The following is a 25297-nucleotide window of genomic DNA, read 5'->3' as shown; positions in this document are numbered from 1 at the left end:
TTACCAACCTGCCTACGACCGCCTTCACTCCATATTCTGGGTCCGCTCGGGCTCATGTTTAGTGAGTCGCCTTTTATTTCATACCGGTCGTTCTGATATTTGGTTGTATCATCGCCGGTTAGGGTAAGCGTCACGCTGTCTTTTACAGTATACTGCTTAAATTTAGGAAAAGTAGTTCCGCTCAATGTGCCGTTGGTATTGAATACAGCATAGGTTGTATTGGCGGCCTTTACCCAATACATGGGGCCGCCGCTACTTATTTTATTACGCGATAATTTCCACTTACCTATTAAGGTAGTATCGGGTTTGGCATGATCTTTTTTGCAGGCACTTATTTGAAGAAGTATAGATGCCAGCAGGGTGAGGACAAGGCATTTCATAATATTGGTTTTCTATATGTTACGAAAAAAATTACTGATATGCTACAGATAAACAATTTTTATAAACTATCTCCAATTAACTAATCATCAATTAACTAAATATCACTACCTTTGCGGCTCAAAAAAACACCCGTACATGAGCCAGTCTGTTCAAATAAAAAATGCTCTGATTTCTGTTTACTACAAAGATAATTTAGAGCCTATCATTCATGAGTTAAACCGCCTTGGTGTTAATATTTATTCAACCGGTGGTACCGAAACTTTTATCCGCAACTTAGGTGTTGATGTTATTCCGGTTGAGGATCTGACATCATATCCATCTATATTAGGCGGTCGTGTTAAAACCCTTCACCCTAAGGTGTTTGGTGGTATTTTAACCCGCAGAGGTTTTGGCAGTGATGAAGAGCAGATTGCACAATATGAGATACCGGAGATTGATCTGGTAATTGTTGATCTTTACCCGTTTGAAGAAACTGTAAAATCAGGAGCAGCTGAAGAAGATATCATCGAAAAGATCGATATCGGCGGTATTTCCCTGATCCGTGCGGCAGCCAAAAACTTTAAAGATGTAGTGATTGTTGCTTCAAAAAATGATTACGGTACCTTAGAGAATATCCTGAAAACCCAGGAAGGTGCTACCACTTTAGATCAACGTCGTTCATTCGCACACAAAGCATTCAATATATCGTCACATTACGATAGCGCCATATTCCAGTATTTTAACCAGGAAGAACCACTGCCCATATTTAAACAAAGCATACAAAGCAGCCAGGTTTTACGTTACGGCGAAAACCCTCACCAAAGTGGTGTTTTCTATGGCGATCTGGATGCGATGTTCACTAAACTGCATGGTAAAGAGTTATCATACAATAACCTGGTTGACGTAGATGCCGCCGTTGCATTAATTGATGAATTTACCGAGCCAACCATCGCTATATTAAAGCATACCAATGCTTGCGGGGTGGCTTCACGCTCAACTATTAAAGAAGCCTGGATTGATGCTTTAGCCTGCGACCCGGTTTCGGCCTTTGGTGGTGTTATCATCGCTAATGATGAAATTAATGCTGATACCGCTACTGAGATCACTAAGTTATTTTACGAAGTATTGATTGCCCCGGCATTTACAGACGAGGCTGTGAGCATATTACAAGAGAAAAAGAACCGTATTCTTTTAGTTCGCCAGCCGGTAGCCTTGCCAACCAAGCAATTTAAAACTTTATTAAACGGCGTAATTGAGCAGGATAAAGATGCGGTAATTGAAGGTCCGTCACAAATGACACCGGTTACTGAAAGGCAACCAACCGAGCACGAACTGCATGATCTGTTTTTTGCCAACAAGGTGGTAAAACATACCAAATCAAATACCATTGTATTTGCTAAAAATGGTCAGCTGCTGGCCAGTGGTGTTGGCCAAACTTCAAGGGTCGATGCTTTAAGGCAGGCGGTTATCAAAGCCGAAAGTTTTGGCTTTGATCTGAAAGGTGCGGTAATGGCGTCTGACGCGTTTTTTCCGTTCCCTGATTGTGCCGAACTGGCTGCAGAAGCAGGCATAACTGCTATACTGCAACCAGGCGGATCAATTAATGATAAGCTGTCTGTAGCCATGTGCAACGAAAAAGGTATTTCGATGGTTACTACAGGTGTTCGTCACTTTAAGCACTAATTTGAATAAATAAAAATTGTGCGAATTAAGGCGAATTTCACCAATCAAATAGTAAAAATTACATGAATTAAAACGTAATTTCACAACTGCTGATTTTAACAAATTGCTAAGCTAAAAAAGCAATAATTAAATCAGTGAGAATACGATAAAAGGAAAATTAGAGTTATTATAACCAACCCTGCACTATTCGTAGAAATTTTCGGTAGAACTTTTGTTCGTGAAATGGGTGTAGTTTATTACTTAACTTTGCAGATTATTTGAAAGATATATTAGATGGGTTTATTTAACTTTTTTACACAAGAAATTGCTATTGATTTGGGTACTGCAAATACCCTCATTATACATAATGATAAAGTTGTTGTTGATGAGCCGTCTATCGTGGCGTTTGACAGAACAACCAATAAAGTTATCGCCATTGGCAGGCAGGCTATGCAAATGGAAGGTAAAACACATGATAATATCCGTACCGTACGCCCGCTTAAAGATGGTGTAATTGCCGACTTTAACGCCGCCGAACACATGATACGTGGTATGATCAAAATGATAAACCAGGGTAAAGGCTGGTTTTTCCCTTCGCTGCGTATGGTGATCTGTATTCCATCAGGTATTACCGAGGTAGAAAAGCGTGCCGTACGTGACTCGGCAGAGATTGCCGGTGCCAAAGAGGTTTACCTGATACATGAGCCAATGGCCGCCGCGGTAGGTATTGGTATTGATGTGGAAGAGCCTATGGGTAACATGATCATTGATATTGGTGGTGGTACTACCGAGATCGCGGTTATTGCCTTATCAGGTATCGTTTGTGATCAGTCTATCCGTGTCGCGGGAGACAACTTTGACTCTGATATAGTACAATATATCCGTCGTCAGCACAACATTATGATCGGCGATCGTACTGCTGAGAAGATCAAGATTGAAGTAGGCGCGGCATTGCCCGAGCTTGCCGATCCACCGGCTGATTTTGCAGTTCAGGGACGCGACCTGATGACCGGTGTGCCCAAACAGATCATGGTATCCTATACCGAGATTGCACACTGCCTTGATAAATCTATCTCCAAGATAGAGGAGGCTATTCTGAAAGCATTGGAAATAACCCCGCCTGAGTTATCTGCCGATATTTATCAAACAGGTATCTATTTAACCGGTGGTGGCGCTTTACTACGTGGTTTGGATAAACGTGTGGCGGCTAAAACAAAACTTCCGGTTCACGTTGCCGAAGACCCGCTGCGTGCCGTAGTACGCGGAACTGGAACCGCCCTTAAAAACATAGGTAACTTTAAATTTTTAATGCAATAATTTAGTGAGTGGTGAGTAGTGAATGGAGAGTAGTTAATAAAAGCTTTCCAAGCACTCACCACTCATTACTCACAACTCACTACCCGATGCGTAACCTCTTGATTTTTATCACTAAGTATAACGCGTTTTTTTTATTCCTGATTTTTGAGATAAGCTCACTGCTTATTTATATAAAGTACAATTCCTTCCAGAAAGCTACTTTTATTAGTTCAACCAACAAAGTTACCGGAAGCTTATTTGCACAGGTAAGCCAGTTTAAAGGTTATTTATCTTTAAAAGAAGTAAATGACAGCTTGGCGCTTGAAAATGCCAAACTCCGCGGCCTGGTTAAATCATCTTTTTATGTGGATACGGTAGAGAAGCATAAAGTGGTTGACACTGTGTATAAACAGCAATACACCTATATTGTGGCTAAGGTGATCAACAACTCAACCAACAGGCGCAGCAATTATATTACTATAAACCGAGGTAGTAAAGATGGGATTGAAAAGGAGATGGGTGTGATCTGTGGAACCGGTGTAGTAGGTTTAGTGGTTGATGTTACCGAACATTTGGCCATTGTACAATCTGTATTGAATAAAAATACCCGGTTCAGTGCCATGTTAGCCGATACTAAAGAAATAGGCTCATTTGTATGGGGAGTGGATCTTGATCCCAAAAAAGGTTTATTGATCGATATTCAAAATAACGCCCAGCCAAAAGTAGGTGAGGGGGTAATTACTTCCGGATATTCACTTTTTCCTACCGGGGTACCATTAGGCAAAATAACCAACCTGCATGCCAAAGGCGGCGGCTTGTTGCTTAATGTGGAGGTAGCTCTTTCGGTTGACTTTAGTAAATTGGAATACGTTTACGTGGTAAATAACAAATTTGCCAAAGAACAGGCGGGACTGGAGGCCGTAAAAAGCAAAAATGAGTAGGATTATCTTAGTTAATACCATCAGGTTCCTGGTGCTGGTTTTTATGCAGGTTTTTCTGTTTAAGAATATTACATTTTATAACCTGGCCACTCCATATCTGTATATATTATTTATTTTATTGTTGCCTTTTGAGGTACCTAATGTACTGCTGTTCATCTTATCGTTTATATTAGGCTTAACCATTGATGCCTTTTATGATACACCGGGTCTTCATGCTGCCGCATGCGTGGTATTGGCGCTGGTGCGGGTATTATTTATAAGCATAACGGTACAAAAAGAAGGGTTTGATAATGAGCCCGAACCTACCCTGAGCATTATGGGTTTCCGTTGGTTTTTTACCTATGCCCTGGTTCTTACCCTATTCCATCACTTTTTTCTGCTGAATTTAGAAGTTTTTAGTTTCACCGAAATACAGTACACACTAAGCCGTGTTGTTTTGAGTTCATTATTTACGGTATTTTTAATGCTGATTTCGGGATTGCTATTTTTCAGAAGGAAAGAACGTAAATGAATAAGTTTTTTGAGCGACGATACGTTGTAACCGCTATTTTCATCACCATTATTGTTACGCTTCTGGCCAGGCTTTATTATATCCAAATAGTTGATGACCGTTACGCGCTGTATGCCAGCAAGAATGTTATCCGTCAGTTTGTGTTATATCCGGCTCGTGGTCCAATATTGGATCGTAATGGTAAAATACTGGTACAAAATGAGCCTATATATGATATTACCGTAAATCCTAAAGAGGTAAAACCCTTTGATACACTAGCTTTTTGTAAATTGATAGGTATTGATAAAGCAGGATTTGATAAGCGTTTTGAAAAGGCCCGGAAATACTCGCCAAACCATGAATCAATATTTGAAAAACAGCTTCCGGCAGAGCTGTATGCATCGTTTCAGGAACGGCTATCTGAGTTTCAGGGTTTTTATGTACAACCGCGTACCATACGTACCTATCCCGATTCGGTAGCCGCGCAGTTTTTGGGTTTCATTGGTGAGGCTCAGGATCGTGATATTAAGCGTTCTGGCGGCTATTATCGTTTGGGCGACTATATTGGTGTTACCGGCGTGGAAAAAGCTTACGAGAATGTTTTGCGGGGGCAACGAGGGGTGCGTAACCTCATGGTTGATTCGCGCGGAATACCTAAGGGTTCATACGCTAATGGTGCTTATGATACAGTTGCCCGTTCGGGCGAGCGTTTAACATCATCGCTTGATATTGATCTGCAAAAACTGGGAGAAAAGCTAATGCGTAATAAGCTGGGAAGTATTGTGGCTATCGAACCATCAAGTGGCGAGATCCTGGCCTATGTGAGCAGCCCTACTTATGACCCTAATTTAATGGTAGGGCGAGAGCGTGGTAACAATGCCGCCAAAATGTATAATAATCCTTATAAGCCGTTCTTCATACGACCTATACAGGCACAATACCCTCCAGGCTCTTCCTTTAAGCCTTTAAGTGCATTGATTGCTTTACAAGAAGGTATCATAGACCCCAGCGAAACTTTTTATTGTACCGGTCACTATAAAGCAGGCAACCGTTGGGTACCCTGTAACAATGGTGAAGCACACGGTAGTGTTAATATGGGTAGGGCGGTGGCTGAATCCTGTAACGGTTATTTTTCGATGGTATTTCAACGAATATTAGAACGTAGTGGGGCAAAGTATACCGAAGCTGAATTTACCAAATGGCGAGCCAACGTAATGAAATTTGGTTTGGGTACCCGGCTTGACTTGGATATGCCTGCCGAAAGTCGTGGCAACGTACCAACACCTTTACATTATGATAATGTTTACAGAAAAGGCGGTTGGCGAGCCAGTACCATCATTTCTTTAGCCATAGGTCAGGGGGAGTTATTGGCTACACCACTACAAATGGCCAATTTAGAGTGCACTATAGCCAATCATGGCTATTTTTATAAGCCGCATTTAATTAAGGCTATAGGTACAGAAAATGTAATTAAAAAGGAATATACCGAAAAAAATTATGTAGGAATCGACCCTCAATATTTTGAGCCGGTTATTAACGGAATGCAGGCGGTTGTGGAAAACGGTACCGCACGCCGGTCGAAGATCCCCGATATTATTATGTGCGGTAAAACCGGAACGGCGCAAAACCCGCGTGGTGAAGATAACTCCGTATTTGTTGCTTTTGCCCCACGCGAAAATCCCAAAATAGCTATAGCGGTAGTAGTTGAAAACTCTGGGGAAGGTGCCCATTGGGCGGCCCCAATCGCCAGTTTTATAGTAGAAAAGTATTTAAAAGGAAAGATCACCCCTCGCGAATCCGGAATTACGGTTGATTATTTTGCAAATGCCAACCGCCTGCCCGATCTTAGTTTGTATGAGCGCGACTTGAAAAAAGAAAGAATGCGCGATAGTATCCGTAGCGCACGGGCCGATTCGATAAGAAAATTTAAAGCCGATTCTGTAAAAAAGGCGGCTCAAATAAAATCTGTTAAAAACAACAAACCAAGCACATGGGATGGTTTGTTTGCCGGCAGGAGGGCCAGTAAATAGATGAATAACCAGCGCAGCTTTTTTTTCAATGTAGATTGGTTAACAGTTTTGTTATACCTGATCCTGTGCGTAATTGGTTGGTTTAATATCCACGCTGCCGTGTTTGACGAAACTCACCCGAGTATTGTTGATACAGCTACCAATTATGGCAAGCAGTTTATTTATATCAACGTATCAATTGTAGTAGCTATAGTGATACTCTTGCTTGAGAGTAGGTTTTTGGCCGCGCTTGCTCCTGCATTTTACGTAGTTACGGTGTTGTTGCTTGTTTTAGTGTTATTGGTAGGGCGTAATGTTGGTGGTAACCAGGCCTGGATAAACATAGGTGGCGGATTTAGACTGCAGCCATCTGAATTTGCCAAATTTGCAACTTGCTTGCTGCTGGCCAGGTATCTGAGCTCGGTAAATGTAAAAGTTACAGAAGTAAAGTCATTTGTTATTGCAGCTGGTATTATATTTTTACCTATGCTGCTTATCAAATTGCAGCCAGATGATGGTTCAACATTGGTATTTTGTTCACTCATATTTGTTTTATATCGTGAAGGCCTGTCATCATACTTTTTGATAATTATAGGCTTGTTTATTGTGCTTTTTCTTACCTCGCAGGTTTTTAATGAATTTTATATTATTGGAATAATAGCGGCAATAGCGGCCCTCTTTGCTATCACCATAAAAAGAAACCGGGCGCTTGTTATCAAGATAATCGCAGGAGCTGTGGTTAGTATAGCTTTTGTATTCATAGCAAAGCCATTGTATAATCATGGGTTAAAATCACATCAAAGGGCGCGTATTGATATTGTGCTCGGGCTTGCAACGGATAACAGGGGCGTAGGCTATAATCAAAATCAGTCTAAGATAGCTATTGGCTCGGGTAGGTTATGGGGTAAGGGATATCTTCAAGGTACCCAAACCAAGTATGCCTTTGTACCTGAGCAAAGTACCGACTTTATATTTTGTACTATAGGTGAGGAGTGGGGCTTTGCCGGATCGGTAGTTGTATTAGGATTATATCTGTTTTTAATATTGCGTATTATTTTGATTGCCGAACGGCAGCGGGCTCCTTTTTCCCGCATATATGGCTATGGTGTGGCATCTGTATTATTTTTCCACGTAGTAATTAATATTGCTATGGCTATCGGTGTAATGCCGGTAATTGGTATTCCTTTGCCATTTATAAGCTATGGTGGCTCATCGTTATTAAGCTTTACTATATTATTATTTATGCTTATTAAACTCGATTCTAATCGTATGGGTATTGTTTAATAGTGTATTTTGGTTGCTTAATTGTTTGTTTATCTGTGCTTAAAGTAGATTCTTTCATTTTTTATTTCGTATTTAAATATTGAAATGTAATTATATTAATATAAAATATTATTATTTTTTAATTTGTTATTATAGTTTGATGTAAAATTATTGATATTACTGGGTTAATTTATTGTTTTTTAAGTTAATTTGTTAAGTTTTTAACAATTGTGTTAATTATAAATCATTTAATACAAAAGCCGGCAGAATACCTAAATTCTGTTTGTTTGTTTATTAAATAGATGTTCAGAATGCTTGTGAGATGGCTGAATTTTCAAAATGAATAAATTGAACATTTATTCAAAAAAGCCCCTTTTTAGCCATTAGGCTATGATTTATTTTTTCTTCCTGTCTGATTTTAATCTTCTTTTGGTAGTTATCAGAGGCGCCCCGGGAGCACTTTGATTAAGTATTTATTGTTATTATTATATTTGTTTTAAGCGTTTGGCCAACCTTAGGCGCATCCTGAAAAGCCTTGAACAGAGTAGGGGATTAAACAAAATACTTCACATCATGAAAAAATTAGAATTAAAAAATCTTGACGTTCAAGAAATGAACACTACTGAAATGAGTAAAGTTAACGGTGGCGGTATCTTAAACGATCTGTTATCTAACACAGTTGCAACAGTTGGTATTACTGTTAGTGTTTTAGCAACCAACCTTGTTGGATTTTTGGGCTATACTTTAAATAAGCTTGTAGGAGCAATCTTAAGCTAATTTTAATTTTTAACTATTTCCCCAGAAACAGTTCTCACTATCGTGTTATCTCGTAGATAGGCTTTGTTTACATCGCAGATCTTAACACGGTTGTGGATTTATTACGGTATAGCTATTTATTATGCTTGCCGGCAGGCGTACCCTGAAAAGCCTTAACAGAGTAAGGACTTGATGAATAAAAATACTATTATGAAAAATTTTGAATTAGAAAATCTTGGTGTTCAAGAAATGAATAAAACCGAAATGACTAACGTTAATGGCGGTTTATTAGGTATCAGCATTAATCTTGGTCCTCTTCTTACCCAGATTGGCCAAACTGTTAACGACACTATTACTTTTATCGGTGTAAATTTAAACTTTATTATTAAAGCTCTTCAAAATTTATAATAAAGGTATTTTAAACGGCCGTTGCCTTAAATAGTGTTAACGGCTGTTTATTTTGATGTTTCTATTTACAGTTATATTAATAGGAGTAACTCAAAAAGCCTTTAAAAAAGTAAGGACTAAGCTTTATTCACAATCTATTTATCATGAAAAATTTAGAATTAAAAAATCTTGGTGTTCAGGAAATGAACACTACTGAAATGACAAAAGTTAACGGTGGTGGTTTGGGTGATATCCTGATTAACATCAACCTGGAGCCTGTATTTCAACTTCTTACTAATATATTAACAGGTGTAGTAACTGGCTTAGGCAAATTATTGCAGGGCTTATAAGCAAAAAATCATTAAATAGCTGTTATCCTCATTGTAATAGGGGATAGCAGCTATTTTGTATTTCCATACTATGGCTGTATATAACTATTCTACCGAAGCAATTACCCATACTTCAATTGTTTATCGCTCGCAAATAAGTAAGCGTACAAAACTTATTTATCTTATTACAATTGTAGCTACGCTGGCAACTTTCGCCGCTTTACCATTCATTAAAACATCAATAAGTATAAAAGGCAGTGGCCTTATACAGTCATCTGTTGAAAAAACAGAATTAACCATACCGGTTAATGGCCGGTTAATCGGGCTAAAACTTACCGACAATCAAAAAATTAAAGCGGGTGATACTATTTTAGTTATAGATGCATCCGTACAAAAACAACAAGGCGACCTGGCCGAAAGGCGTAAAAACCAGATTGGCCAGTTTCTGAATGATATTAATCAACTAATGGCCGGTGTTAACAGCCGGAGTCTAAATACTCCGGGTTTACAAACCGGACAATACAATGCCTCATGGCAACAATTTGCACAAGAACTTCAAAATGCGGCAATAGCCAGGCAACAGGCAGGCAGCACCTTTAATCGTTATGATGAATTATATAAAAATAAGGTGCTCACAGAATCGGAGTATGAAAAATATAAGTTTGAATACGAACAGGCTAAATCGGCTTACCTGATGGTACTGGCAAAATATAAAACCCAGTGGCAAACTGAAGCTAATGGGTACAGGAATGAATTAAGGCAGCTTAGTGGTCAGGAAGCAGAATTAAATGAGCAAAAAAGACAATATACGCTGAGAGCCCCTATAGGTGGCTCAGTTCAAAATATAGTAGGCCTGCAAAATGGCGCTTATGTTTTTGCTAATCAAAAGATAGGAGAAATATCTCCCGATTCAAATTTAACGGCGTTTTGTTATATAAAACCTGAGGATATAGGCCTGATCAAAAAAGGGCAGGAGGTGCGTTTTCAGGTTGATGCTTTCAATTACAATCAATGGGGTCTGGTAACCGGCAAGGTGATAGATATTAGTGATGATATTATTGTGGTGAACCAGAATCAACCTGTATTTAAGGTAAAGTGTTCGTTTGACAAAAATTACCTCAGCCTAAAAAACGGTTACAAGGGTTATCTGAAAAAAGGTATGAACTTTACAGCACGCTTCAAGGTAACCAGCCGCAGCCTGTACCAGTTATTATATGATAAAGTTGATGATTGGGTAAACCCTAATATAGGAGCATAAAAATAAAGCTATGAGCATTAAGATAAAACAACGGGATATAACAGATTGTGGTGCAGCCTGCTTAGCTTCTATTTCATCGCATTATAAACTTGACCTCGCGGTTGCCCGCATCAGGCAGCTTGCCGGTACCGATAAAAAAGGTACCAATGTTTTGGGCATGGTAGAAGCTGCTCAAAAATTGGGTTTTGAAGCCAAAGGTGTAAAAGGCCCATTTGAAAGTCTGTTTAAAATACCAAAGCCCGCGGTAGCACACCTGGTTGTTAAAGAGATTTTGCACCATTATGTAGTGATCTATAAGGTTACCGATAAATACGTGGAGGTGATGGATCCTATTGATGGTCAACTGCACCGCAGAACACATGATGAGTTTAAGGCAGAATGGTCGGGTACGCTTGTGCTGTTGCTACCCTCTGAGGATTTTCAAACAGGTAACGAGAAAAAATCGGTTCAGGGGCGTTTCTGGAATCTAATAAAACCACATAAAAACATTCTGGTACAGACATTATTTGGTGCGGTGATCTACACTATTTTAGGTTTATCAACCTCTGTTTTTGTTCAAAAGCTGGTTGATTTTGTATTGGTTGATGGTAACCGTAACCTGCTGAACCTGATGGGCATTGGCATGGTGGTTATTCTGGCGGTTCAGCTTTTTATTGGTACCGCTAAAACGGTATTTACCCTCAAAACAGGGCAGATGATAGATGCCCAACTTATATTAGGCTATTATAAGCACCTGTTACGTTTACCGCAGCAGTTTTTTGACACCATGCGCGTGGGGGAGATCATCTCGAGGATCAACGACGCTGTTAAGATCAGAACGTTTTTAAATGATGTGAGTATCAACTTTTTGGTAAATATATTTATTGTGGTGTTTTCATTCATCATGATGTTTACCTATTACTGGAAGCTGGCCCTCATTATGCTCACCGTTATCCCGCTTTACCTGGCCATTTATTTTATAACAGATAAGATCAATAAAAAGGCGCAGCGAACCCTGATGGAAGATTCGGCCGAGCTGGAAACCCAATTGGTAGAGAGCTTAAACTCGGTAGGCACTATCAAACGTTTTGGGTTGGAAGATTTTGCCAACGAAAAAACTGAACTGCGTTTTGTGAAGCTGCTTAAAACGGGTTTTAAATCAAATATAAACTCCGTTTTTTCGGGTACATCATCTGAGCTGGTATCACGTATGCTAACCATTATATTGCTTTGGGTTGGTGCAGGCTTTGTAATGGACAATACCATTACCCCCGGTGAACTGTTGTCGTTTTACACATTGATAGGTTATTTTACAGGTCCGGTTTCGTCATTGATTGGTATGAACAGAACCGTGCAGGACGCGGTGATAGCTGCCGACAGGCTATTTGAAATTATGGATCTGGAACGGGAAAGCGATGAAAACCAGATAGAGCTTACGCCCGATAAAATTGGTGACATTCAGTTTGAAAATGTTTCGTTCAGATATGGTACACGAGTTGCCGTTTTTGAAGATCTTAACTTAACCATACCCAAGGGTAAGTTTACAGCCATAGTAGGCGAAAGCGGCTCGGGCAAATCAACCCTGATGTCTATACTGCAAAATATTTACCCCATTCAGGATGGTAATGTGCGCATAGGCAAATACGATCTGAAATATATCAAAATCAGTTCACTTCGCAAACTCATTTCAGTTGTTCCCCAGCAGATAGATCTGTTTGCGGGTAACGTGATTGATAATATTGCTATTGGTGATGATGAGCCGGATATGCAAAAGATCATTGACATAGCTACCAAACTTGGATTGATGGGTTTTATAGAAGCACTACCAAAAGGCTTCCAAACCTATCTGGGCGAGAACGGTACTTCATTATCGGGCGGGCAAAGGCAGCGTATCGCCATAGCCAGGGCACTATACCGCGACCCGGAGATACTTATTTTAGATGAGGCCACATCATCACTTGATTCTGCTTCTGAAAAATATGTTCAACGAATGATAGAGATTTTAAAGGCCGAGCATAAAACGGTGATTGTTATTACACACCGTTCAAGTACCTTAAACAATGCTGATAATATCATTGTGCTTGATAAGGGTATAGTTATTGAACAAGGCAGCCATAAAATGCTTAACTATAGCCTGAGCTAACTCAAACGATTAAAAACAACAAAGCCGGACATAATTGCCCGGCTTTATTGTTTAGCGCCTAACTGGCGGGATATCTTCGTCTCAATAAATCAAAAAACTTTTCGGCTGTTACAGGTTTATCTGCCCAATGGTTTTTTGTTACATAGTTGGTTTTCAGAAAACGTTCGGCTTCCTCAAATGAGTTAAAGCGGTTTACGATCTCTACGGCTTCGCTGTAAGCCAGGCTGTAGCCGTTAAACAGATCTTTAATATATAAAAGCTTGTCATTAAGATTAATGGCCGATTTTAGATCGGTTATGGGTAAAAGAGCAGGCTGTTGAGGTGCGCTTTTTTCCTTTTCGGCCATTAATGCAGATATTTTCTGGTTAATGGTTAATACTTTATCTTCACTGATCTCTTTAGAGCCATTTAAATCTGCAGTAGCCTGGCCATTGGTTGCCAATGTAAAAGGTGGCTCCGGAGTATGCTCAACCTCGGGTGCAAGGGGAGGTAATTGCTCGGTCAGTTCTTCCTGCTCAAAATGGTCGCCTTCATCTTCCCAATCAGGAGTAGTATCGAGTTCCAGTTCTTGTTCCAAAGGTTCCGGCTCTTCTCGCTCAAATGAATAAGAATCCACAACCGGGGCTTCTGTTTTCAGGTCGATTTCAGCAACTGGTTCCTCTTCATTTTCAGGAATAATTACCGGCTCGGGTATGACAGGGTTATAAGGAGCTTGAACGGGAGGTTCGATGGCCTGGGTTAACTCAAACTTCTCTGTAGTTGGTTTTTGTTGTACAACAGGTTCAAAATAACGCTGCTCATGAATAGGCTCCGGTTTTTTTTCTGGGGCCGCCGACACAATTGGTTTTTCAATAACCGGTTCAGGTATTTCGGCAGGTGGGGCCGGTTGGGGTTGGGTTGGTAAACTGCGTTCATGTAACCTACGCAGTATTTCTGCATGATCTTTTAAAAAATGAGCGTTGGCAACAAAAAGCTCCAATTCAAGCTCATTTAAGTCATTGCCGTCGGCTTCAAGGTAATCATATTGGTCATTAAGCTCTTTTAAAATACCACCTATCTTTTTAAATACATCCATTTGCTTCATGGCTTCCAATGTTGTGAAAATGCTTACCAAAAATAGGATTAAATTCTGATATTTGCCCTCCAGAATAGTCATAAATGGTATTTAGCGAAGAAGTTTTTAAACGTAAAAATGAGTTTGGCGGCAGTATAGAATTAATCTGCGGATCGATGTTTTCGGGCAAGACCGAAGAGTTGATCAGGCGGCTCAACCGGGCCCGCATAGCTAAGCTGAAGGTCGAGATTTTTAGCCCCAAAGCCGATACTCGTTTTGTTGAAGATGCGCTTGTATCCCATAATGCCAACTCTATTTCCTCAACTCCGGTTGATAGTGCTTCGGCCATATTACTGCTGGCTAATGATGCCAATGTAATAGGTATAGATGAAGCTCAGTTTTTTGATAATGAACTGCCTGAGGTTTGTAACATATTGGCCAATAAAGGTATACGTGTAATTGTAGCTGGTTTGGATATGGATTTCAAAGGCCGTCCCTTTGGTCCTATGCCAGCCATAATGGCCATTGCGGAATCAGTTACCAAACTGCAGGCTGTATGCGTGCAATGCGGTCACCCTGCCCTGTACTCATACCGGTTAGTGCCTGACGATGCCCGTATATTATTGGGCGAAAAAGAAAGTTACGAACCACGCTGCCGTGTTTGCTATCGTCATTAAACACTTTTAGGTAAAATTTTTATATAAATCCCTGTTTTTCAAAACAAAAGGTAGCCTGTTAAGTGTTATGCTTTTGGATAAACTTGAATGTGTCTTTTAATTAACTAATTTAATTAGAATTAAACTTTCAGGTTGTGTTATTACCTAATTGCAAGGATTTATGGCTAAAAAAATTTTAGTGATCGAAGATGATAAAGACATCAGGGATACCATTGTTTATGTGTTGGAAGAAGAGCAGTATGAGGTGATTGCCTCTGATAATGCCAGGATCCTTAAAAAATTAAACAATGTTGAGCCCGACCTGATATTGCTTGATAATTGGCTTACCGATTGGACAAGCGATGCAAACGGGCAGCAATTAAGTAAAGAACTAAAAAATGACCCCGCTACAAGCCATATCCCTATTATCATTATTTCGGCTGTGAATAATTTAAAAGAAATTGCTGAGGCTGGTGAGGCAGATGGCTATCTTAAAAAACCATTTGATTTAATTGAGTTGGTTGATATAGTTAAAAAGCACGTAAAATAATATCATACCTTAAATAACAAATGGCCTCTTCAATATTGAAGAGGCCATTTTTATGTTAGAGTTTTAAACCCAGGCTAATATTAAATGTACGGCCATCGGCAGGTAAAATACCCGGGCCGGGATACATATTAATCCGCCGGGTAAAATAGCGGGAGTTAAAAATGTTATTAACGTTTGCGCCTACACGGTAATTTTTCAGGAAATTATAATTGAAGGCCCAATCGGCAACATGGTAGGCGGGTACCAGGCCGGTAGCACCTGTAGGGTTAAACACGGTATTGTTGGCATCGCTAAAGCTTTTACTGGTATAGCTGTATTGCAAGGTGCTGGTTATATGGCTGCTTAAAAATGTTAAACCTGTACGGTTTATCCAGTCGGGAGTACTTTCGGTATGGTTATTTTTGAGGCTGATATTTGTACCGTTTTGGTTAATAGAACCGCTGGTATAGCGCCCATGAGTGTAAGCCAGTGAATTGAAAAGGCGTAAATCCCAGTTGGCATGTTCGTCAAATGAACGTAGTATAGATACCGATGCATATGCTTCGATCCCCTTAGCCACGGCGTTACCAATGTTGGTAGCAAATAGGTGTGGCGCATTATTGGCATCGGTTTGAGTTAAAGTTCCGGCACGATTGCCATAGTACACATAAAAGCCGTTAACATCATAATTAAGTATGGTGCTAATATGGCCACGGTATCCCAAATCAATGTCATACCCACGGCTGTCTTTAATGTTTGGGTCAATGATGGTAAGCTGATCTGCCGGGGTAACTGCCGCATATAAATAAGGACGATAGGCCTGCGATATATTGCCATACAATTGGCTGCTATTGTTGAATTGATATTGCAAGCCTGTACCAAATAGCGGATAGTTGCGGTTGCCTTTATAACCTATAGGGAAGCTGGCATTATTGATAACTCCGGATGTGGTAGTTTTAATTACCTCGTAACGTACACCCGGTGTAATGCTGAAAGCCGGCGTTACCTGAAAGGTGTTTTCGGCAAAGGCGGCATAATTCATGCTATGCAACCGGAGATCGATGCCGTAAGGCTTAACCAGGCTCAAATCAAAGTCAGATGCGATGGTGCCGGTGCCTTTTTGCTTGCGTTTGGTGGTTTCTTCAAAATATCTTATACCAGCAGTAAATGTACTCTTAAGCTGACCAAGTTGATAAGTATGCAATAGGCGGGCTTCGGTAGTAAAAGCAGCATAGTAATCACGATCAACCTGGCGCGGATTGTAAGTGTTGGTTTTGGTATTAACCGTATCGGCTATGTTAGGTGTATTGATAAATTGAACGCTATTGCGCTGGCCAAATAAAGCGTGCGAGGTAACCTCCAGTTGGGTGTTACCGTTGAATGCGTAATTAAACAGCAGGGCCGGGATATTGATCTCCGGATTGAAAAAATTACGGAAACGGGTCGACTGTCGGTTGTTGGCATCAAACTGGACATCGGTTAAACCGCCTGCTATCTGTTGCCTGTAATCTGACCTGGAAAACTGTAGGGCAATACTTCCCTTGCTATTAAACTGGTAGCGTATATTGGCATAGTACGCCCTATAGTTAAAAGCCGCGTCGGGCCGCCAGCCATCTCCGGTACGGGCCGAATAATAAGCGTAATAACTTATTTTGCCAACTTTACCGCCTATGGCATTATAGGAGTTGAAAAAGCGGTTTGAGCCCGCGCTTTGCTCCGTTTCAAAACCAAACACTTTAGTGCTGTCACCTTCTTTAATTTTAAAATTCATCATGCCGCCAAACTGGCTACCAAACTGCAACGCAGCTGAACCTCGTACATATTGAATTTCGCTGATGGCCTGGAAGGGTATATTATAATGATTTTCAGGATAACCGAATACGTCAGAATTGGTATTGTACCCATTTTGGCGCATATTCATCTCAATAGACCGATGCGGATCTGTACCGCGTGTGCCTATGTTGATTTGCAGGCCGGCACCGTCCATTTCCCACACATTAACCCCGGGTACCTGCGACATGAGCATACGGGCGGTATTGTTGCCCAAATTTATTTTACCCGCATCAGGGTAAATCAAATTAGTTTTCTTGCCAGTAAAAATATAAGTTCCTGTTATGTTGTGTAAATAATTCTGGCGGTTTTCTTTAATAATTACACTATCAAGCTGAATGGTTGTTTGCTGTGCATGCAGATAACCGGAACCAGAAATAAACAATGCAGTAAGCGCGAGTTTGTAAAGTTTAGTCATGTATTAATACAGTCAGGTTTATTGTTTGCCATTGGAAGGCGTGGTGTATGGGCTAATATATAATTATGCTCCTGTATTACCAATAACGAGTTATATTTAATTGGAAATAGTTTAAATACAAATAAAATTAATCCACCAATATCAGGAAAATGAGATAGTGTATTTTGTACATCTTACTCAAGCTAAAGCGCTTAAAGCAAGGCAATTCAAGGCTGTTCATGGATGAACTTTTAGTGCTAACTTTTTAAAACTTTTGTAGATATATTAACTTAATTGCCTTATTTATAGTTGATTATTGCTTAATTACTGTATCTTTACTTAATTAAATAAAAATATAATGCAAGGAACAGTAAAATTTTTCAATGAAAGCAAAGGTTTTGGATTTATTATACCAAGCGATGGTGGAGCCGAAGTTTTTGTACATGCCTCAGGCCTTATTGACACTATCCGTGAAAACGATAGCGTTACCTACGATGTAGAACAAGGTAAAAAAGGCGTAAATGCGGTAAATGTAAAAGTAGGTTAATATACTATCATTATAATCGTACGACGAGGCATCTGCACAATTGCAGATGCCTTTTTTGTACCCTGAGTTTCCTATTCATCTATTAGTATAGATAAGCCAGAAGCTACTTAATAGATATAAAAAAAGCGCCAATGATTACCATTGGCGCTTTTTAATTATATAGAGTGCTGTGCACCCTGCAGGTATTTTAGTTCAAATATGATTGCAACAAGTTTGACTTGGAGTTGTGGCGTAAACGCATTAAGGCTTTATCCTTTAACTGACGTACACGCTCGCGGGTAAGGTTAAACTTCTCACCAATTTCTTCTAAAGAATGCGCGGCATAGCCACCTAAACCAAAGAATAAAATAATAACCTCACGATCACGCTCAGCAAGAATACCTAATGAACGTTTGATCTCCTGTGACAATGAATCGATCATCAGATCGGTATCGGTTGCAGCATCAGTGCTTTGCAATACATCAAGCAAAGTGTTTTCCTCGCCTTGTATAAACGGAGCATCCATTGATATCTGACGACCGGCGTTGCTCAGTGAATCAGATATTTTATCAACCGATATTTCCAGATCTTCGGCAAGTTCTTCAGGTGTTGGCTGACGTTCAAATTCCTGCTCCAGTTTGGAGGCGGCTTTGTGAATCTTGCTTAATGAACCAATTTGGTTTAAAGGTAAACGTACAATACGTGATTGCTCGGCCACGGCTGATAATATTGACTGACGGATCCACCATACGGCGTATGAAATGAATTTAAAGCCTTTTGTTTCATCAAAGCGCTTGGCGGCTTTAATTAAGCCTAAGTTTCCTTCGTTTATAAGATCGCCAAGGGTAAGGCCCTGGTTTTGATATTGTTTTGCTACTGATACCACAAAGCGAAGGTTAGTTTTTGTTAACCTCTCTAATGCAGCCTGGTCGCCCTCACGAATCTTTTGTGCCAGGATCACTTCTTCCTGCGCGCTAATTAAATCCACTTTGCCTATTTCATGCAAATACTTTTCAAGCGACTGAGACTCGCGGTTGGTAATGGATTGGGATATTTTAAGTTGTCTCATTTTTTTGAATAGATTTTTTCAAGCTAATAACAGTCCGATAAGATATTGTCTGGTTGGTTAACCAGACGCTAATAAATAATAAATTAAATTAAACTTTGCTTCGGTGATCTTCTTTTCTTTCTGTACCCGGGATTGTTACGAGGGTTGATAATGCAATTATTGCTGAACGAAGCGTGGTGTTAGTAACCAATAAATGTTTAATCAATATATGATCTCTTAAATGGATGCACAAAGGTACGTAATTCAATGCCATTATTGTGTCAAAAATACATCTAATTGCAGGCTCTGTTGTTTTAGCATATTTTTATTGTTTAACTTCAGCAGCTTCTTCAATAGGCTCATTCTTTTTAGGTCTGTTTTTGTTCCATTTTATTTTTATTTTCCCGTCATCGCCATCAGTAGCTAATATATGTAATACTATGCCGCGCATGCGCTTTTTATTTCGTTCAGTTTTATCTACAATGGCTGTGTCCTTCTTAGGGTTGCGCAATGGTATGTCCAGGGCTATATTGGTGCCCTTTGATAATGAATAAACACCGGCTACATCCATGTTAAGCACACTTGAATTAATTTGCATGGGGCTGATAGTTATTTTATCGCCCGCGATATCAAATTTGCCTTTCAGATTGGAAAAGGTGATGTTTTCCAGATCACGAAACGGGAACGCGAATTTACCTACACTCTGAATCGGCTCAAACTTGATCAGTGCACCTTTTTGTAGGTCAATTGTAGTAACCCCATTTATCGACCTCGGTACTAAATTGCCCTCGCTATTAATACTTCCTGTAACATGAGCCTGCGCCGAAAGAAATCCTTTAAGATTTTTATAAGTAAAACTTTGCAGGCCAAAATTATTAAACGAGTAAAAAAAGTTGTTCACATTCACGTTATCGACTTGGGTATTGAGTAAAAAGTTATTTACTGCGCCATTCTGTGTGATATTACCAGCCAGTTTTAATGACCCGCCGGCGTGTTTTACACTTGCATTTTGTACACGTATGGTGTTATCCGCCAACAGTAGATCGGCAGTGGCATCAGTAGCCAAAAACTTTTTATAATAAACTTTAGCAACCCGCAAATGCAACTCGGCTCTGCCTTTATCAAAAGCGGTGTTTAGCTGGCTATTTAAATTAACCTTGCTATTTTTGGTAGATACTTCACTTTTACGGGCATTTAAAAAACTTAAAAACTCGGCTATATGTAATTGCGGGCTCCTGATTTGCCAACTGATCAATATTTTTTCCGGATCGGTATAATACAGATTCAGGAAGTTATTTACGCGCCCCTCCATATATACTATACTGTTGCCGGTTTGCATGCGTATGTTATCGATAAAAAGATCATTTCTGGTGAATTTAAGCGAGATGCCGGTGTTTTTGAAATTAAGGTTGCGAGGCAAATAACTTACATCGGCATTTTTAATGTTAACTACACCATTTAATACAGGTTTGTTGAGTTTGTAGTTAACAAGGTCGGCCCGATACGCCAGTTTAAGATCGGCAGTGCCTTTGGTAAATTTAAGGCTTTGTTCGCCAATGACGCGGTTAAGCTTGCTTACATCAAAATGCGATTTAAATACGCCTGTGGCAACCGGGGTATTCAGGTTATTGATAAAAGCAGTGTCAACCGTAAACGGAAGGTCTTTATAGCTGCCATTTAAATGGTATAGTTTTACTACCGAATTGCTGTCGTCTAAACCCTTGCCGTTAATATAATTATTGGAGAATACTCCGTTAAAGCTGGCATTATCAATTTTGCCGCCGGGCGTGGTTATAGTATTGTTTTTTACTTTAGCTGTTACATAAATCAAAGGATCGCCACCACCGCCAAAGCTGCCGTTCAAATCGCAAGTTACGGCTATAGGTTCACTAATGTTAAACATGCTGAGAGCCTTGGTAATATTTGGTGCAAGCAGATTAGCAGCGCTTGTCCATAAAATACGCTCGTTGGCAATATTAAGGGTAAAAATAACCGGGTCTTTAGCGAGGTTAAACTTGCCGCCTATGGTAAACAGGTCATCGCCTATATAAAGTTTATTGGGGTCTACAATGATAAGTTTGTTGTTCTCATTAAAATGAATATCAAACGGGCCACTCAGGATCTTATTTTTCATAAAACTGCCTCGTTTGGTGTTAAATGAAAAGCTTTTTACCAGCGTTTTTAACTCTAAATGGGCATTCCAGCCGGTGGATGGATAATTCATTCTTCCGGATACATCGTTTACCTGGAACTGGAATAGTTTAAAAGCACGGCGATCATCAACTGTAAAACTTACATTGTTGAGCTCAAAGCGTTTGATCTGGGTTGACGAACTTCCTTTGTCTTTAGGTTGCTCATTGTCTTTTTTATTGCTTTTGAAAACGGTAGTGTTGCTATAGCCGGTACTATCGGTAAACAGATCAATAACAGCATTGCTGATCTCGATCTTGTCAATATCAACTGTGCCTTTTAGCAAGGCAATAGTATTTACCGATACATACAAGTTTTTAGCATCTAATAAAGTATGGTGATGGTTTGCCCAGAGTTTATCTTTCAGGGTAACATTTTTTAGCGAAACAGATACGCCCGGAAAGCCTTTGAAAAAAGTAGGATCGAGTGCGCCAATGGCGAGGCTGCCATTAAGGTTTTTATTGAGTTCGGTAGTAATCATCTGCAATACTTTCTGCTTATTAAATACTACGTAAACCGTAATAGCAATAAATGCTACTATAATAAAAGCTATAGCGCCACCGGTAATTTTTAATATTATTTTAACCCACTTAGGCATTTTTGTTAATTTAACAATAAAGTATTGAAAAGCCTAATTGTTTGAATATAAAGCCTGTGGTTGTGGAAAGTAAGGAGATTGTTACTTGGGCTGATTATTTTTTCATAAGTTTTAAGGCTTCCTGAATATAATACATACCCTTTTCAGAATAATTTAAGGCAAGGGCGAAGCTATGGCCGTGCGCATCCATTTTTAGCAATGATTTTTTAAGGATATTGATCACCTTGTCGGCCTCATATTTAGGATGAAAATCTTCGTATTGAAACTGTAGAAACACCAGGCAAAGGGCGTTTTCCATAGTTTGTACATCATGATCAACCTTGAGTTTTTGTTTCAGGTGAATTTGTTTTACACGGGCAATCTGCTCAAATGAATATCCCACCGATTCCATAATAGCGGCTGCTTTTTCGGTATGGTATAGCGCCAGGTCTTTACGCCATTTCAAATAGGCTTCTCTTCCTTCAGGATAGGTGTTGCGTGGAATTTCCCAACGGCCAATGTGCTGGCTCCTGGAGGCCAGTAATAGTTCTTCGCTGGCATCTGCGTCAAGTTGTTTGACCCAATTATATAATTTGACAGCTAAAAAGTATTCCTGCGGATAGCTAACTCCTTCCCGGGTAAAAATGTTCGGATCTTTTTTGTTGTAAGCATCAAAATGCTCAAATGCAGCAGTTAACTTATTCATAGCTATAAATTAATTGTAAATATAATTCATTTAACAATTGTTGCTATGGTTGAGTTAATGATAATTGTTAAGTAAATAATGAGCTGAGTAGGTCTTTTGTTTGTTAATTATGGAGCTTGTGTCTTTTAATTTCTGTTTAAATTGGATTTTTTTGGTTTTAATAAAACTGAAATTGTTTTTTTTGTTATTTTTTGTGATTTTAATCATTTAAAAATCAATAAATAATTGTTGTTTTTATTGATTAGTATTGTAAAGTTTGATATATTATTGAATAAATTAGCTTTTAATGAAAAAAATACAAAATAATTGTGATGGTTTGGACTGTTTTTTGTGTAAAAACAGCTTAAAAGAATGGTTGCCTGCTATTAATGCTCATAAATCTACTTATAAAATTAAAAAAGGAGAGAAGGTTTTTAACGAGGGCGATCCGGTGACAGGTATTTATTTTGTTAATTCTGGTAAAGTAAAGGTTTATAAACGATGGGATGAGGATAAAGAGCTAATTGTTCGTTTTGCAAAAGAGGGTTCTCTTTTCGGGCACAGAGGTTTGGGTAAGGGCGGTATTTATCCTATATCGGCAGCAGCCCTTGAAGCTACAGTGGTATGTTATGTTGATCTGGCTTTTTTTGAAGCTGCTTTAAAAGTAAATTCAGATTTAACCTATCAATTGCTAATGTTTATGACCGAAGAGTTGAAGCAATCTGAAAGAAAAATGCGCAACCTGGCGCATATGTCGGTAAAGGGGCGTGTTTGCGAGGCACTGATATCTTTGCAAAATCAATTTGGTGTTACCGAAGAAGGGTTTATTAATATTGAGTTGAGCAGGCAAGATCTGGCATCATATTCAGGGGCTACCTACGAAACTGTTTTCCGGATGATGAATGAATTAGTGAACGAGAAGCTCATCAGTTTATCGGGCAAAAGTATCTGGCTGGTTAATAGGGAAGAGCTTTTAAAGCTTGCTCAGGATATTGTTTTTTTGTGAGGGAGCTTGTGTAACTTAGCTCGAATACTCTTTAAGCAATTGCCGATATTGGTTCAATACGCTCGATTTTGAAATGAAGCCAACAAACCTATGCTCATCAACTACAGGTAGGTTCCAGGTGTTGGTTTCGTCAAATTTCTTTACAATGTCCCGTACATTATCTGTAGAATTTATGATGGCAACCGGATTTACCATTACTTTTTGAACGTTCAGTTCATCATATAATTCTTTGTTAAACATAACTGGTCTGATATCATCAAGCCTGATAATCCCTTCCAGTACATGATCATCGTTTGTTACGGCTATAAAGTTTTTCTTGCCTTTACTGATCAGATCAATCAGTTCAGTAAATGACGCGTAAATATTAATTTCAGGTATATCCTTTTCAATCAGATCAGGAGTGTTAAGTAGCAGCAACAGGTTTTGATCATGTTCACGCGTAAATATTTTGCCCTCCTGGGCCAGTAACTTCAAATCGGGCGATATGGCCGAGAAACGCTTAGCTATTAGGAATGAGGTTACCGAAACAATCATCAGCGGTATAAAAAGGTCATATCCTGAGCTTGATTCGGCTATCAAAAATATGGCTGTTAAAGGCGCATATAATACGCCGCTCATTACCCCGGCCATACCCACAATAACCATATTGGTAGTTGGTACGTCGGCTATACCCAATTGAGTACACAGGGTGGCAATAAAATAGCCTAATGTGCCCCCCGCAAACAGCGCGGGTGCAAAGTTACCGCCATTGCCGCCACCATAAATGGTTATTGATGTAGCAAAGGCTTTTAAAAGGCAGATAAACCCAAGAAACAATAAAATGAACCATTCATGAAAAGTAAAATACTTAAAAAAACTCGCCTGCATAAACGTAACAACCTGTCCGGTTGCCCAGCCCTTAACAGCGGTATAGCCTTCTCCAAATAAAGGAGGGAATATGACACATAGCAGCGAGAGCAAAGCGCCGGCAATGAGTGCTTTTTGCAGGCGGCTCCGTTTGGAGTGTTTAAACTTATGCTCTACCCATTGTGATATCACTACAAAGTAACGGGCATATAAGCCGCAGGCTATTCCTAATATAATATAGTAGGGAATATTTTTATAGTTAAAAGCGTGTCGTGATGTAAACTGAAAAAGTGCTTCTTCATTCAGAATAACTTTTGATATCAAACTGCCGCACACGGCTGCAACCACCAGCGGAATAAAATCAGTAAAAACAACTCCGGTGAGCAGTATCTCAAAAGCGAACATCATGCCCGCGATAGGCGCGTTGAAGGCTGATGCAATACCGGCGGTAGCGCCCGCTGCTAATAAAAGAGTGCGGTCTTTATAATCTAACTTATAGGTTTTGGCAAAGTTAGCACCTATTGCCGATCCGGTTACAGCTATGGGGCTCTCTAACCCTGCCGAACCACCCAGGCCAACGGTAATAGCGCTTTGCACTATTTGCGAATACATTTTTACCGGCGATACAAGGCTGGAGTTTTGGGCTATTTCATATAATATAGCCGGTATGCCCTTGCGGTCGTTACCGCGATAGATATATAATACTACCAATGTGGTGAGTACAATACCCAGCAGCGGGAATACCACATAAAATATGATCTGTTGCTCAAACTGAAATTTAGAGGTAATGATATAGTGGATGTAGTGAACCAGCATTTTTAAAACCACGCCCGCTAAACCGGCGGTGCACCCTACCAATATGCCCGAAAGTATTAAAAAATGACTGTGTGAAAGATGCTTTCGTACCCAAAGTAAAATGATCTCGTAACTTTTAACCTTCTGAACACTGTTGGCCCTGAAGTCCCGCTGAAATTTTAAAAAATTATGAAACCGTTTTAATTTGCTGTATTTACTCACCTTATTACCTCCGTTCGCAATTTACTAATTAATTAATTGCCATGTTTTGAAAACGTTTATAAG

General features: G+C 39.6%; 22 protein-coding genes. 15 read left to right on the top strand and 7 right to left on the bottom strand.

All coding sequences use genetic code 11. The features are described from left to right. Positions 1–380, bottom strand: a 380-nt coding sequence (locus AAGC65_RS05065) for a hypothetical protein (RefSeq protein ID WP_343111329.1), incomplete at its 3' end; no start/stop codon positions are given. Between the two features lie 136 nt (positions 381–516). On the opposite strand from AAGC65_RS05065, the gene purH reads away from it, so the two are divergent. From purH to AAGC65_RS05010, 11 genes are all read left to right on the top strand, one after another. Then, positions 517–2043: a bifunctional phosphoribosylaminoimidazolecarboxamide formyltransferase/IMP cyclohydrolase gene (purH, locus tag AAGC65_RS05060; protein WP_343111328.1), complete on the top strand. Its 1527-nt coding sequence runs from the start codon at positions 517–519 to the stop codon at positions 2041–2043. Between the two features lie 273 nt (positions 2044–2316). After that, the gene (locus tag AAGC65_RS05055) at positions 2317–3339 is read left to right on the top strand and encodes a rod shape-determining protein (protein WP_090651245.1); all 1023 of its coding nucleotides are present in this window, start codon (positions 2317–2319) and stop codon (positions 3337–3339) included. A gap of 86 nt (positions 3340–3425) precedes the next feature. Next, positions 3426–4259 carry a rod shape-determining protein MreC gene (mreC, locus tag AAGC65_RS05050; protein WP_343111327.1) on the top strand — a complete coding sequence of 278 codons (834 nt, stop codon included), beginning with the start codon at positions 3426–3428 and terminating at the stop codon, positions 4257–4259. Next, positions 4252–4770, top strand: a complete 519-nt coding sequence (locus AAGC65_RS05045) for a rod shape-determining protein MreD (protein ID WP_343111326.1) — start codon at positions 4252–4254, stop codon at positions 4768–4770. The genes mreC and AAGC65_RS05045 overlap by 8 nt, the downstream gene beginning before the upstream one ends. After that, a complete protein-coding gene (gene mrdA / locus AAGC65_RS05040; RefSeq protein WP_343111325.1) occupies positions 4767–6779 on the top strand; it encodes a penicillin-binding protein 2 in 2013 nt (670 codons plus the stop codon). Before AAGC65_RS05045 ends, mrdA begins: the two co-directional genes overlap by 4 nt. Continuing rightward, a complete protein-coding gene (gene rodA, locus AAGC65_RS05035) occupies positions 6780–8042 on the top strand; it encodes a rod shape-determining protein RodA (protein WP_343111324.1) in 1263 nt (420 codons plus the stop codon). It abuts the gene before it with no gap. A gap of 552 nt (positions 8043–8594) precedes the next feature. Then, positions 8595–8798 carry a hypothetical protein gene (locus AAGC65_RS05030; RefSeq protein ID WP_343111323.1) on the top strand — a complete coding sequence of 68 codons (204 nt, stop codon included), beginning with the start codon at positions 8595–8597 and terminating at the stop codon, positions 8796–8798. Positions 8799–8987: 189 nt separating this feature from the next. After that, positions 8988–9185 carry a hypothetical protein gene (locus tag AAGC65_RS05025; RefSeq protein ID WP_343111322.1) on the top strand — a complete coding sequence of 66 codons (198 nt, stop codon included), beginning with the start codon at positions 8988–8990 and terminating at the stop codon, positions 9183–9185. Between the two features lie 143 nt (positions 9186–9328). Further along, positions 9329–9514, top strand: a complete 186-nt coding sequence (locus AAGC65_RS05020; RefSeq protein WP_343111321.1) for a hypothetical protein — start codon at positions 9329–9331, stop codon at positions 9512–9514. Positions 9515–9584: 70 nt separating this feature from the next. Further along, the gene (locus AAGC65_RS05015) at positions 9585–10751 is read left to right on the top strand and encodes an HlyD family efflux transporter periplasmic adaptor subunit (RefSeq protein ID WP_343111320.1); all 1167 of its coding nucleotides are present in this window, start codon (positions 9585–9587) and stop codon (positions 10749–10751) included. Positions 10752–10761: 10 nt separating this feature from the next. Then, the gene (locus AAGC65_RS05010) at positions 10762–12873 is read left to right on the top strand and encodes a peptidase domain-containing ABC transporter (protein ID WP_343111319.1); all 2112 of its coding nucleotides are present in this window, start codon (positions 10762–10764) and stop codon (positions 12871–12873) included. Between the two features lie 58 nt (positions 12874–12931). Here the strand turns inward: AAGC65_RS05010 and AAGC65_RS05005 are convergent, their stop codons facing one another. Next, positions 12932–14029 (bottom strand): hypothetical protein, encoded by a 1098-nt coding sequence (locus tag AAGC65_RS05005; protein ID WP_343111318.1) that lies wholly within the window; start codon positions 14027–14029, stop codon positions 12932–12934. A 2-nt stretch (positions 14030–14031) separates the two neighbouring features. On the opposite strand from AAGC65_RS05005, the gene AAGC65_RS05000 reads away from it, so the two are divergent. Continuing rightward, positions 14032–14604: a thymidine kinase gene (locus tag AAGC65_RS05000; RefSeq protein WP_343111317.1), complete on the top strand. Its 573-nt coding sequence runs from the start codon at positions 14032–14034 to the stop codon at positions 14602–14604. Positions 14605–14764: 160 nt separating this feature from the next. Then, positions 14765–15133 carry a response regulator gene (locus AAGC65_RS04995; RefSeq protein ID WP_343111316.1) on the top strand — a complete coding sequence of 123 codons (369 nt, stop codon included), beginning with the start codon at positions 14765–14767 and terminating at the stop codon, positions 15131–15133. Positions 15134–15188: 55 nt separating this feature from the next. Here AAGC65_RS04995 and AAGC65_RS04990 read toward each other — a convergent pair whose 3' ends face one another. Then, positions 15189–17360, bottom strand: a complete 2172-nt coding sequence (locus AAGC65_RS04990; protein WP_343111315.1) for a TonB-dependent receptor domain-containing protein — start codon at positions 17358–17360, stop codon at positions 15189–15191. Between the two features lie 334 nt (positions 17361–17694). Between AAGC65_RS04990 and AAGC65_RS04985 the strand changes: the two genes are divergently transcribed. Continuing rightward, a complete protein-coding gene (locus AAGC65_RS04985; protein WP_343111330.1) occupies positions 17695–17886 on the top strand; it encodes a cold shock domain-containing protein in 192 nt (63 codons plus the stop codon). 187 nt (positions 17887–18073) lie between these two features. Here AAGC65_RS04985 and AAGC65_RS04980 read toward each other — a convergent pair whose 3' ends face one another. The 3 genes from AAGC65_RS04980 to AAGC65_RS04970 form a co-directional block, all read right to left on the bottom strand. Beyond that, positions 18074–18934: an RNA polymerase sigma factor RpoD/SigA gene (locus AAGC65_RS04980; RefSeq protein WP_343111314.1), complete on the bottom strand. Its 861-nt coding sequence runs from the start codon at positions 18932–18934 to the stop codon at positions 18074–18076. Between the two features lie 304 nt (positions 18935–19238). After that, on the bottom strand, positions 19239–21701 hold the full coding sequence (locus tag AAGC65_RS04975; protein WP_343111313.1) for an AsmA family protein: 2463 nt from the start codon (positions 21699–21701) through the stop codon (positions 19239–19241). 94 nt (positions 21702–21795) lie between these two features. Then, positions 21796–22386, bottom strand: coding sequence for a DUF4202 domain-containing protein (locus AAGC65_RS04970; protein ID WP_343111312.1), 591 nt, complete (start codon positions 22384–22386; stop codon positions 21796–21798). Positions 22387–22672: 286 nt separating this feature from the next. Here AAGC65_RS04970 and AAGC65_RS04965 point away from each other — a divergent pair, with 286 nt between their 5' ends. After that, positions 22673–23371, top strand: a complete 699-nt coding sequence (locus AAGC65_RS04965) for a Crp/Fnr family transcriptional regulator (RefSeq protein ID WP_343111311.1) — start codon at positions 22673–22675, stop codon at positions 23369–23371. Positions 23372–23386: 15 nt separating this feature from the next. Here AAGC65_RS04965 and AAGC65_RS04960 read toward each other — a convergent pair whose 3' ends face one another. After that, positions 23387–25234, bottom strand: coding sequence for a chloride channel protein (locus tag AAGC65_RS04960; RefSeq protein WP_343111310.1), 1848 nt, complete (start codon positions 25232–25234; stop codon positions 23387–23389). Positions 25235–25297: the final 63 nt, after the last annotated feature.

The sequence above is a fragment of the Mucilaginibacter sp. genome (assembly GCF_039207105.1).
Classification (GTDB): domain Bacteria; phylum Bacteroidota; class Bacteroidia; order Sphingobacteriales; family Sphingobacteriaceae; genus Mucilaginibacter.
Note: the sequence above shows the minus strand (reverse complement) of the source record. Positions and strands in the feature narration are given on the sequence as shown.